Source organism: Globicatella sanguinis, assembly GCF_002847845.2.
In the GTDB taxonomy this organism is placed as follows: Bacteria; Bacillota; Bacilli; order Lactobacillales; family Aerococcaceae; genus Globicatella; species Globicatella sanguinis.
This window is the reverse complement of sequence record NZ_CP126962.1, coordinates 606,605-619,473: the sequence shown is the minus strand read 5'-3', so window position 1 is coordinate 619,473 and position 12,869 is coordinate 606,605. Positions and strand designations below refer to the sequence as shown.

The 12,869-nt window shown below is 38.3% G+C and carries 9 protein-coding genes; all 9 read left to right on the top strand.

Annotation, left to right across the window (positions count from 1 at the left end; translation table 11 throughout):
• The 9 genes from gatA (at position 1) to CYJ72_RS02585 (ending at position 12,415) form a co-directional block, all read left to right on the top strand.
• A complete protein-coding gene (gatA, locus tag CYJ72_RS02625) occupies positions 1-1,458 on the top strand; it encodes an Asp-tRNA(Asn)/Glu-tRNA(Gln) amidotransferase subunit GatA (protein WP_284630306.1) in 1,458 nt (485 codons plus the stop codon).
• Positions 1,459-1,470: 12 nt separating this feature from the next.
• Positions 1,471-2,904, top strand: a complete 1,434-nt coding sequence (gene gatB, locus CYJ72_RS02620) for an Asp-tRNA(Asn)/Glu-tRNA(Gln) amidotransferase subunit GatB (RefSeq protein ID WP_101813575.1) — start codon at positions 1,471-1,473, stop codon at positions 2,902-2,904.
• 210 nt (positions 2,905-3,114) lie between these two features.
• A complete protein-coding gene (locus CYJ72_RS02615; RefSeq protein ID WP_101813574.1) occupies positions 3,115-4,314 on the top strand; it encodes an NRAMP family divalent metal transporter in 1,200 nt (399 codons plus the stop codon).
• A gap of 484 nt (positions 4,315-4,798) precedes the next feature.
• Complete coding sequence (pxpB, locus tag CYJ72_RS02610) at positions 4,799-5,524, top strand: 5-oxoprolinase subunit PxpB (RefSeq protein ID WP_101813573.1); 726 nt, start codon at positions 4,799-4,801, stop codon at positions 5,522-5,524.
• Between the two features lie 2 nt (positions 5,525-5,526).
• On the top strand, positions 5,527-6,531 hold the full coding sequence (locus tag CYJ72_RS02605; RefSeq protein WP_066123659.1) for a 5-oxoprolinase subunit C family protein: 1,005 nt from the start codon (positions 5,527-5,529) through the stop codon (positions 6,529-6,531).
• A 13-nt stretch (positions 6,532-6,544) separates the two neighbouring features.
• Positions 6,545-6,973: an acetyl-CoA carboxylase biotin carboxyl carrier protein gene (gene accB, locus CYJ72_RS02600; protein ID WP_066123662.1), complete on the top strand. Its 429-nt coding sequence runs from the start codon at positions 6,545-6,547 to the stop codon at positions 6,971-6,973.
• Between the two features lie 27 nt (positions 6,974-7,000).
• Entirely contained in the window at positions 7,001-8,347 is a 1,347-nt protein-coding gene (gene accC, locus CYJ72_RS02595) for an acetyl-CoA carboxylase biotin carboxylase subunit (protein ID WP_101813572.1), read from the top strand.
• A 13-nt stretch (positions 8,348-8,360) separates the two neighbouring features.
• Positions 8,361-9,128, top strand: coding sequence for a LamB/YcsF family protein (locus CYJ72_RS02590; protein ID WP_066123667.1), 768 nt, complete (start codon positions 8,361-8,363; stop codon positions 9,126-9,128).
• Between the two features lie 560 nt (positions 9,129-9,688).
• Positions 9,689-12,415 (top strand): cation-translocating P-type ATPase, encoded by a 2,727-nt coding sequence (locus CYJ72_RS02585; protein WP_284630305.1) that lies wholly within the window; start codon positions 9,689-9,691, stop codon positions 12,413-12,415.
• Positions 12,416-12,869 lie beyond the last annotated feature (454 nt).

Genomic DNA, 12,869 nt, shown 5'->3' with positions numbered 1-12,869 from the left:
ATGACGGTATTTCCAACAACAATTAAAGAAATGAAAGCTGGCCTAAAATCGGGCGATTTTACAGCGGTTGAGTTAGTGGAACATACATTTAACCAAATTGAAGCCATTGATGCAAAAGTTGAAAGTTTTTTAGCTTTAAGTAAAGAAGCAGCCTTAGCAGATGCGAAAGCCGCTGATGAGCGTGGCTATGGTGAGGATGCACCGGTTTTAAATGGTATTCCGATTGCCATCAAAGACAATATCGTCACCAAAGATTTAACAACCACGGCAGCCAGTAAAATGCTAGAAGAGTTCAATCCTACTTATGATGCTACAGCTGTTGAAAAATTAAAAAATGCAGGTGCGATTATTGTAGGGAAAGTGAATTTAGATGAATTTGCGATGGGTGCAAGTACAGAGCGTTCAGCTTTTAAAACAACACGCAATCCTTGGAATTTGGACCGAGTACCGGGTGGGTCATCAGGTGGTTCAGCTGCGGTCGTAGCGAGTCGTCAAGTCCCAGCGTCATTAGGTACGGATACTGGCGGTTCTATTCGTCAACCAGCAGCTTTTAATGGTTTAGTTGGGTTAAAACCTACTTATGGTACTGTATCACGTTATGGTTTAATTGCCTTTGGTTCTTCATTGGACCAAATTGGACCAATGACCTTAACGGTTGAAGATAATGCCTTGATTTTAGAGGTAATTGCTGGACATGATCGTCATGATTCAACCAGCTTACCTAATCTACCAATGAATTATGGTGCTAAAATCGGACAACCTTTAACTGGGATGAAAATCGCTTTTCCTAAAGAGTATAAGGACGAGGTTATTGCTGAAGATATTCGTCAAGCAATGCAAGCAGCAGCTGATTACTTTACTTGTCAAGGAGCGATTGTTGAAGAAGTATCGCTACCGTTGATTAAATATGGTATTAATGTTTACTACATTATTTCTTCCGCAGAAGCATCCTCTAACTTACAACGTTTTGACGGCGTCCGTTATGGTTACCGTTCTGAATCCGCTCATACTTTAGAAGAGGTTTATGTTAAGTCACGTTCTGAAGGTTTTGGTGAAGAAGTGAAACGTCGTATTATGTTAGGAACTTATTCATTAAGTTCAGGACAATTTGATAAATTCTTTAAAAAAGCGGCGCAAGTGCGTACCATGATTAAAGATGAATTAAATAAAGTCTTTGAAGAATATGACATTATTATGGGACCTACTACAACCAGTACCGCCTTTGAAATTGGTGGACGGGTTAAAGATCCAATCGCAATGTATGTGGAAGATTTATTAACTGTTACGGCGAATATCTCTGGTTTACCGGGGATTTCAGTACCGGCTGGCTTTGATCACGAAGGATTGCCGATTGGTTTACAAATGATGGCTAAACCATTAGCAGAAGCAACCTTATATCAAGTCGCTTATAATTTTGAACAAAATCATGACTTTGTTCAAAAAGCACCAACATTATAGGAGGTAAGACAAATGAATTTTGAAACTGTTATTGGATTAGAAGTCCACGTTGAATTAAAAACTGATTCTAAAATATTCAGTACGTCACCTGCTCATTTTGGTGCCGAACCGAATACGAATACCAATGAAAAAGACTGGGGTTATCCAGGAGCACTACCCGTTATGAATAAACGTGCCATTGAATTTGGCATGCGTGCTTCATTGGCATTAAACTGTGAGATTAATCGTGAAATGCGTTTTGACCGTAAAAATTATTTTTATCCAGATAATCCAACAGCTTACCAAATTTCGCAAGCCGATTATCCAATTGGACAAAATGGTTATATCGACATCGAAGTAGAAGGGCATCCTCGTCGTATTCGCATTGAACGTGTCCATTTAGAAGAAGATGCGGGTAAAAACACTCACGGTACTGACGGCTATTCTTATGTGGATTATAACCGTCAAGGAACACCTTTAATTGAGATTGTAACCGAAGCGGATATACGTTCTCCTCAAGAGGCGTATGCTTTCTTAGAAGCGTTACGTGAAAAAATTATGTATACTGAAGTTTCGGATGTGAAGATGGAAGAGGGATCATTACGTTGTGATGGTAATATTTCCATTCGTCCATTTGGCCAAGAAGCATTTGGGACCAAAACAGAGTTGAAAAATTTAAACAGTTTTAACTTTGTTCGTAAAGGTTTAGAGTTTGAAGAAAAACGTCAAGCGCAAATATTACTAGCAGGTGGTAAAATTCAACAAGAAACTCGTCGTTATGATGAAGCAACTGGTAAAACCATTTTAATGCGTACTAAAGAAGGTGCAGCGGATTATCGTTATTTCCCAGAACCCGATTTACCACCGGTCACCATCGATGAAGAATGGATTGAATCGGTGAAAGCCACGATTCCTGAAATGCCAGACGTTCGTCGTCAACGTTATACGAAAGAATATGGCTTACCTGAGTATGATGCGATGGTCTTGACTTTAACGAAAACAATGTCAGATTTCTTTGATCAAACAGTGGCGAATGGTGCTGATGCCAAATTAGCTTCTAATTGGTTAATGGGTGATGTGTCAGCTTACTTAAACAGTGAGAAAACCACCCTAGAAGAAATCAAGTTAACACCGAAGAATTTAGCACAAATGATTCAATTGATTGAAGATGGCACTATTTCTTCAAAAATCGCCAAACAATTATTCAAGATTTTAGCTGAAGAAGGTGGCGATGCGACGGAAATCGTTGAAGCGCGTGGGATGGTTCAATTGAGTGATCCAGCTAAATTACAACCGGTTATTGATGAAGTCATTGCAAAAAATGAATCTTCATTAGAAGACTTCCGTAATGGTAAAGATCGTGCAGTTGGTTTCTTCGTTGGACAAGTGATGAAACAAACGCGTGGTCAAGCGAACCCTCAAGTCGTAAATAAATTATTGATGGCGACTTTGAATAAGTTAAAATAAAAATTTTATTAACAGTCCTAAAAGATGAGAATACGCTTCTCATCTTTTTTTAATATACTTAAGTTATTGTTGGCTGAAGAAGCAGAAAGCAGGCCAATTTATTGCGGATGTTAGATAATGCAACACAAGTTGTTAAAAAGAATTTGCTAATAAATTAAAATTTGATTATAATAAGTTTAAATCATTTTATATTAGAAAGGAATATTTCAAATGGATACGAAGAAGAAAACAAGTGCTTTAATTGGAGCAGCCTTTATTATGGCGACTTCAGCAATTGGACCCGGTTTCCTAACGCAAACAGCTAAATTTACCAATGACCTGCACGGTAGCTTTGGTTTTGTTATTATTATTACCATTATTTTAGCAGCTATAGTGCAATTAAACGTGTGGCGTGTTTTATGTGTCACTGGACTACGTGGTCAAGATGTCGCGAATAAAGTATTACCAGGTCTAGGATATTTTGTCGCGGCTCTGGTCGTATTAGGTGGATTAGTCTTTAATATTGGTAATGTAGGTGGTGGAGCATTAGGATTTAATACTTTATTAGGGATTCCAACTCAGTTTGGTTACTTTTTAGCTGGCGCCATCGCGATCATGGTTTTTTTACTTAAAGATGCCATGAAAGCGATGGATACTTTTACTAAAGTATTGGGAGCGATTATGATTGTCGTTATTTTCCTTGTCATTCTCATTGTGCAACCACCGATTGGGACAGCATTAAAAGAATCGCTATTTCCTACAGCAACGAGTGATTCATTATTTACAGCGATTTTAACTTTATTAGGAGGAACAGTTGGCGGTTATATTACTTTTGCTGGCGCTCACCGTTTAATTGATGCCGGCATTACCTCTGAAGAAAACTTGCCACATATTAAGCAAAGTTCTGTTATGGGGATTTCAATTGCTTCGATTGTGCGTGTATTTTTATTCTTAGCTATCTTTGGTGTGATTAGTAAAGGTGTTTCACTTGATCCTAACAACCCAGCAGCCGATGCCTTTAAACAAGGAGCCGGCGAAATTGGCTATCGTTTCTTTGGTTTAGTCTTATTATCAGCAGCAGTTTCTTCGATTGTGGGTGCGGCTTATACCTCTGTTTCTTTCTTGAAAACATTAAGTAAATCGGTAGCTAAATATGAAAAACAAGTTATTATTGGTTTTATTGCAGTATCGACTTTGGTAATGGCCTTTTTAGGTAATCCTGCGACCTTATTAGTGATCGCCGGTTCATTTAATGGATTAATTTTACCCGTTACCTTAGGTATCAGTTTATTAGCGGCCAATAATCCAGATATTATGGGTCCCAACTACAAGCACCCTAAAGCTTTATGGATACTAGGGATTATAGTGGTTATTTTAACTGCTTATATGGGCATTCTATCGTTAGGCAATTTGGGCCAATTATTTGGCTAAAAGTAGTATAAAGGAGTATTGAGCCGAGGCTTACTCCTTTATTTGTTTTGAGGATAGTAACTTTAAATATTCTTAATGAGGATAGGCATAAACTTGATAAAATTAATCTAGAGATTGTTCGCTAATTAAAAGCGCAGTGGTTGAGTGGCCTCAACCTGCGCCTTAAGGTAGCTGAGAATAATCTTGAAAAATTCAGTCAAATTAATGCTCGTTAATTTATAGTACAGTGGTTGAGTGGTTATAAACGTTGTCATAATGACTTGTTTGAATCCTACTCCATTTTGCGGAGCGGCAGACGAAACAAAAATCAATCGTTTTTTCTTCTGGTCTACTCCCAACTGTGCGGGGATAGGTCGACGAAGCGGAAATCATTTGATTTGCTACTTCTGGTCCACTCCCATCTATGATAATATTAAAATATGAAGATTTAATGAGAGGCTGTTATCAATGTAACAGTCAAAGCAATGGCAGATGAGGTGAAAAAATGAGCGAAGTAAAAATTGTACCACATGGTGACGCTTCGATGTTAGTCGAATGGGGAGCTGTAATTGATCCGAAAATTAATCAAAAGATTACCGGTTTGGTATCATTGTCTAAAGATCAAAAAATTGAAGGGGTCATTGATTTTATACCAGCTTTTTCTAGCTTATTAATCAATTATGATCCGCGTATTATTACTTTTCAACGTTTAAAAAAGATAACTCAAGATTTATTAACCATTGAAATCAGTAATCACCAACTAAAAAAACGCATCTTTGAAATTCCAGTTTGTTATGGTGGTGAGTATGGGCCTGATATTGAGTTTATTGCGAAAAACGCACAATTGACCAAGGAGGAATTAATTCAAATTCATTCTGGAACCGACTATTTAATCTATATGTTAGGTTTCTTACCAGGCTTTAGCTATCTAGGGGGATTAGATGAGCGGATTCATACCCCGCGTTTAAATAATCCACGAAAAGCAATCCCAGCAGGGAGTGTGGGGATTGGTGGCTCACAAACAGGGATTTATCCCCTAGAATCGCCAGGTGGTTGGCAATTGTTAGGACGTACGCCAATCAAAACATATGATCCAGAGCGTGAAGAACCAATTTTGTTTGAAGCAGGAGATTATATACGTTTTGTACCAATTGACCAAGCGACTTATCAAGAAATTGAAGCCGCAGTAGCAGCTGGTGACTATCAAGTGAATGTCGTAGAGGAGGGGTAAGCATGGGGATTAGAGTATTAAAAGCCGGAATTTATACGACGGTTCAAGATATTGGCCGAATGGGCTATCAAAGTCAAGGATTCGGAGTGGCGGGCGTCATGGATGTTCGTTCTTTCAAAATTGCCAATTTATTAATTGATAATCCTGAAAATGAGGCTGTTTTAGAATTTGCATTAACGGGACCAACCCTTGAATTTACAGCCGAAACCATTATCGCGATTACCGGTGGCGATTTTCAGCCGAAGATTAATGATGAGTCAGTACCGATGTATACCGCCATTTATGTTTATAAAGGGGATGTTTTATCATTTGGAGGAGCCCGTACAGGAACGAGAGGTTATATCGCTTTTTCTAGTTATTTAAGCATTCCCGTCGTGATGGGCAGTCGCTCAACCAATACTAAAAGCGGGATTGGAGGCTTCAAAGGACGACGTCTAAAAGAAAATGATTTTATTGGCTTTCGGATAAAACGACGCTATCTACCTTATTTCCTATCACGGACTTTAGATATTGATGAATTTGATCAAGAAGAAGCTATCATTCGGGTAGTGATGGGGCCTCAAAGTGATATGTTTACCCCGGATGGATTAAGGACCTTTTTGAATGAAGAATATACGGTGACCAGTGATTTTGACCGCATGGGTTGTCGATTAGATGGTCCTTATATTGCCCATAAGGGGAAAGCTGATATCATTTCAGACGGTACCGCCTTTGGTTCTATCCAAGTGCCCGCTCATGGCAAACCCATTATATTGTTAGCGGATCGTCAAACTACCGGAGGCTATGCAAAGATTGCGACAGTTGCTTCGGTGGATATCCCGAAACTAGTCCAACGTAAAACAGACCATAAAATTCGTTTTGAGGCGATTTCAGTCGAAAAAGCGCAACAATTATTATTGGCAGAACAACGGGAATTTAGTCAAATGCGCCATACTATCCATCAACCTTGTCAAGAGGTGTTAGATGTGCGTTTAGTGGCTAAACGGTTGACGACGTTATTTGAATAGGAGGAAACAATCAATGGATTTAGAAAAAATTAAAGCATTGGTACAAATTGTAGAGGAATCATCTTTATTAGAATTTATGATAGAGGATGGTGACACTAAAATTAAAATGAGTCGCAAAGGTGAAATGGGACAACCCACAGCTGCTATTAGCACTCAAATAGAAAAATCTGAAAAGGATACTGATAATGAGGAGTCAGATCAAGACTTGTATATCACCTCTCCCATTGTCGGGACTTTTTATTCAGCTTCAGGTCCGGATGTACCAGCCTATGTGTCAGTAGGAGATACTGTTAAAAAAGGTGAAACCGTCTGTATTGTCGAAGCGATGAAATTAATGAATGAAATTCAATGCAACTATGATTGTGTTATTGATGCCGTATTAGTAAGTAATGAACAAAAAGTCGAATACGGGCAACCATTATTCCGCGTGAAAAAAATATAATCACAGTGGAACGGAAGGAGTCGTACAATGATTAAAAAATTATTAGTAGCAAATCGTGGTGAAATAGCTGTACGAATCATTCGTGCCTGTCGTAATATGGGAATCCGTAGTGTTGCTATCTATTCTGTTGAAGATAAAGATAGTCTTCATGTTAAACTGGCTGATCAACGTATCTGTATAGGAGAAGGTCCCGCACGTAATAGTTATTTGAATCAAGAAAGTATTTTAACGGCCGCGATTAATATCGGAGCCGATGCCATTCACCCTGGGTTTGGTTTTTTATCAGAAAATCCTAATTTTGCCAGACTTTGTCAAGAGCATGGAGTCATTTTCATTGGTCCTGAAGGGGATGTGATGGAAAAGATGGGAGATAAATCCCATGCCCGTCAAACGATGAAGATTGCTGGAGTCCCAATTGTTCCCGGTACAGAAGGTACTGTTCATGATGTGGATGATGCGATAAAAGCAGCTGATATTATCGGTTATCCGGTTATGATTAAAGCAGCTGCCGGTGGTGGCGGGAAAGGGATGCGCGTAGCCCATGAGCCAAGTGAATTTAAACGTTTGTTTAATATGGCACAGCTGGAATCCGTTAATTCCTTCAGTAGTGATGCGATGTATTTAGAACGATTTATCGTTAATCCCAAACACGTTGAAATTCAAATCATTGCCGACATGCATGGCAATGTGGTCGCTTTAGGTGAGCGTGATTGTTCTACCCAACGTAACCACCAAAAGTTAATCGAAGAAGCACCCTCACCCGCAATTGATGATACAAGCCGTCAAGCAATGAATGAAGCAGCTGTATTAGCAGCCACCACTGTTGGTTACGTCAACGCAGGAACGGTAGAGTTTATTTTAGATAATGAAGGTAACTTTTACTTTATGGAAATGAATACTCGTATACAAGTAGAACATGGTGTGACTGAAATGGTGACTGGCACTGATTTAATTATTGAACAAATAAGAGTCGCCAATGGTGAAAAATTAAGTTTTAAACAAGAAGAAGTACAATTACTTGGTCATGCGATTGAATGTCGTATTAATGCCGAAATACCTGAAAAGAATTTTATGCCCAATCCAGGTAAAGTCACCCATTTACATTTACCCGCAGGCAATGGGGTGCGAGTCGATACTGCTTTATACAGTGGTTATGTCATACCGCCAGACTATGATTCGATGATTGCCAAAATTTTAGTTCATGCACCAACCCGTGAGGCAGCCATTATGAAGATGCGCGCGGCACTGGACGAAACGGTTATTTTAGGTGTCGAGACGAATTTAGATTTTCAGTACCAATTATTGCGTCATCCATTATTTGTTGAAGGTAATGTGGATACTGGTTTTGTGAATCGTATGTTACATCTTGATTAGAAGGAGGAGAGACATGCTAAAAGTAGATTTAAATGCTGATATGGGCGAAAGTTTTGGTGCTTATCAAATTGGCGCTGATCAAGCATTGGCACAGTACATTTCATCAGCGAATGTGGCTTGTGGCTTCCATGCCGCTGATCCCAATGTCATGGCAAAAACAGTCGACTTATTGGTAAAAGAGGAGGTAGCGATTGGTGCTCATCCTGGTTTAAACGATTTAATGGGATTTGGCCGACGCCCCATGACCATAACGCCTACTGAAGCTAGAAATGATGTTTTATATCAATTAGGTGCTTTAAGTGCCTTTGCTAAAGCGAAAGGGAAGAAATTACATCATGTGAAGCCCCATGGTGCTTTATATAATATGGCCGCTCAGGATGCATCATTAGCCATGGCCATAGCGGAGGCAGTCGCCAGTTTTGATGCTAATTTAGTTTTCTTAGGATTATCTGGTAGTGAGATGTTAAAAGCCGCAAAGGCTTGTGGATTAAAAGTTGCTTCGGAAGTGTTTGCTGATCGTGCTTATACGGATGAAGGTTTATTAGTGAATCGAAAATTACCAGGCGCCATGATTGAAGACCCCGATGATGCAATTAATCGGGTTATCCAAATGATTAAAGAAGGTACAGTTACCAGTATTAATGGTAATTTTATTCCGATTGAAGCTGATTCGATTTGTATACATGGGGATGGTCCCAATGCAGTAACGTTTGCTAAACAAATCCATCAACGATTAATTGCCGAAGGTATTCAAATTGTTTCGTTGCAAGATTTGATTTAAGCAATACAATTTGATTTAACTAGCACAATTTGCTTTTGAGTTTTCATTTAGGTTAGATTGACCGGACAGAAACATTAAGCGTTCTATCTGGTGCTGTCAATCGTTCAGTAAGGGCGACTGGCGTCGATATAGAGCTGACTATTTAGTGCCTTAAGGTAGACAGTTTTCATGACTTGCAGTCGCTTTTTTCATTGAAAAGTCTTACTAAGTTAAGATGAAAGAACTTTTTTGACAATTTAATTTTTTGATATTTAATTGAAGCAATTAAGTTATAGTGTATCAAAGCGAGAAAATTATTAATAAAAATAATAAGGTTTCAATTGCAATTTGAAGTTGATTTGGTATAATAATAATATAATTTCATATCCATAAGGGAGTAACTTAAGGTTTGAATACCTTGTCAGTATCAACATCGTCAAGTAGATATATCTGCTGGTACTGTACTTAAAAAGTGAGACTTGTGCGTTCAATTGCTATTAGGTGAATTGGCGTAGAAGTCTCATTTTTTTTTAAAAGAACTTCTAATGAGAATATGAAAATTAAAATTTAGGAGGAGAAACATGACAAAGAAAGATTTTGTCCCATATCTTGAGTCTAGTGACTCAGTAGTCTCAATGTTGGAATCGAATGTTTCGCAAGGTTTAAGCGAAGCTGAGGTAAAAAGACGCCAAGAAGAGCATGGTTTCAATGAATTAGAGACAGAAGAAAAGACAACGTTGCTACAAAAATTCATTGAGCAATTTAAAGACTTTATGATTATCGTCTTATTAGTGGCAGCGGCAGTATCGGTTGTTGCTGAAGGGATGGAAGGTTTAACTGACGCCATTATAATCTTATTGGTAGTGGTTTTAAATGCGGTAATGGGTGTTTTCCAAGAAGCAAAAGCCGAAGAAGCGATTGATGCTTTACGTAAAATGGCCTCACCGAGTGCTAAAGTCCGTCGTGACGGTACCATTAAAAATGTTAAAAGTCCTGAATTAGTACCCGGAGATATTATTATCCTAGAAGCTGGAGACGTAGTTCCTGCCGATGTTCGTTTAATTGAAGCGAGTTCATTACAAATTGAAGAGGCAGCTTTAACTGGAGAATCTGTTCCAAGTGAAAAAGCAGCAGCCACCTTAGATGCTGACGATGAGGTTGGTATTGGTGATCGTAGTAATATGGGGTTCTCAAGTACTAACGTTACTTATGGTCGTGGTGTTGGGGTCGTAACCGGCACTGGTATGCAAACTGAAGTTGGGCATATTGCGACCATGTTATCAGGTACTGAAAAACAATTAACACCATTACAACGTGATCAAGAAAAATTAGGTAAGACCTTAACAGTGTTAATCTTAGCAATTGCCGCGGTTACTTTCTTAGTGGGTATTTTACGTGGACGTTTACCATTGGATATGTTATTAGTGGCTATTTCATTAGCGGTTGCTGCTATTCCAGAAGGTTTACCTGCTATTTCAACCATTATCTTATCATTAGGTACGCGTACGATGGCTGATCGTAATGCTTTAGTTCGTACTTTGCCAGCGGTTGAAACCTTAGGAAGTACTCAAGTAATCTGTTCGGATAAAACAGGTACCCTTACTGTTAATAAAATGACGATTGAAAAAGTTTACTATAATGGTGAATTGCATGATGCAAGTGAAGCGATTGACTTAAATACACCATTATTAAAATCAATCGGATTTGCCAATGACACGGAAATTGATGATCAAGGCCAATTATTAGGAGATCCTACTGAAACGGCAATGATTAAATATGCTTTAGACAAAAAATTTGACTTAAAAGGCGAATTGGCAAAATATCCACGTGTCGATGAAGTACCATTTGATTCTACTCGTAAATTAATGTCAACAATTCATCAATTAGAAGACGGACGTTATTTCGTTGCTGTTAAAGGGGCACCGGACCAATTAATTAAACGTTGTACACAAGTTGACAACAATGGTGAAGTTACTACTTTAGCTGACAAACAAGTAGATGAAATTTTAGAATATAATACAAACTTAGCGAAAGATGCTTTACGTGTCTTAGCGGGTGCTTACAAAATTATTGATGAAATTCCTGCTGATGTTAAATCAGAAACAATTGAAACAAATTTAATCTTTGCTGGTTTAGTAGGAATGATTGACCCTGAGCGTAAAGAAGCAGGCGATGCAATTGCTGTGGCTAAAGAAGCGGGTATCCGTACCGTTATGATTACCGGTGACCACGCTGTAACAGCGCAAGCGATTGCAGAACGTTTAGGTATCTTAGATGCCAATGACACCAATAATGAAACACATGTTTTAACTGGTGCGCAATTAGATGAAATCTCTGATGAAGAATTAGCACGTACCGTAGCAAATTACTCTGTTTATGCGCGTGTTTCTCCAGAACATAAGGTACGTATCATCAAAGCATGGCAAGCTAATGATGTGGTTGTTTCAATGACGGGTGACGGTGTTAATGACGCACCATCATTAAAACAAGCAGATATCGGTGTTGGTATGGGAATTACCGGTACAGAAGTATCAAAAGGTGCTTCAGATATGGTCTTAGCGGATGATAACTTTGAAACAATCGTAGTTGCAGTAGAAGAAGGACGTAAAGTATTTGCGAATATTCAAAAAGCTGTTCAATTCTTATTATCTGCTAACTTAGGTGAAGTATTTACTTTATTCTTTGCAACTATGTTAGGTTGGACAATTTTAGAACCCGTTCATATTTTATGGATTAACTTAGTAACAGACGTCTTTCCAGCGATTGCCTTAGGTTTAGAAGGCGCTGAAAAAGGTTCAATGAAACATGCTCCTCGTACATCAAAAGATAGTTTCTTATCATTTGGTGTTTTACCAAGTATTATTTACCAAGGTATTTTAGAGGGTGGTATTACCTTATTCATGTATTGGTTAGCTGCTTATGGACCATTCCCAACTCAATTAGTAGGGGATGAACGTCATGTTTTAGCTGAAACAGTCGCATTCCTAACATTAGGTATGATACAATTATTCCATTCTTATAATGTGAAATCAGTATTCCAATCATTATTTAGTACCAATCCATTTAACAACAAATACTTAAATATGGCATTTGTTGGTTCTGGTGTTTTATTATTAATGGTTGTGTTAATTCCAGGTTTACAATCATTATTTGGCGTTCATGATTTAACTGGTATTCAATGGTTATTAGTTATTTTAGCGGGTCTAAGTATCGTTGTCTTCGTTGAAATCATCAAGTTTATTTTACGAGCAACAGGTGTAGCTGCTAAGTATGAAAAATCAGGAGCAGACTTTAAAGCTGTTAAATAATTTTGTAAGACAATTTGAATAAACAAACTCGACTAAGAGTGATTAAAATCAAGGCTGGGCAGAGATTATATCTGTTCGGCCTTGTATTTTTATAGGCATTTTGTCAAATGGTGTGAAATTACTAGAGGTCAAATGGTTTGACCCCACTAGCAATAGGCTATTGATGGTGGGTGAGGTTTGAAAAAACTAAATTTTGTTGTTTGGGGCTGGGCAAGAAGGAGTGGCTGGGAAAAAACTTTTAAATTCTATTCAGTTTTTGCTCGAACATTAATAGAGCAGTGTTTGAATGGCCTTAAACGGCGTTTTAAAGACTTGTTGGATACCTACTCCTGCTTCGTCTGTTCACACCCATAATGATTGAATGGTATTAATTAAGCGTATTGGATTATAAAGTGGCTTGTTGAAATGGAGAAAACCGCTTAAAACAGCTTAGAACCGCTCGCTAGTTATTATG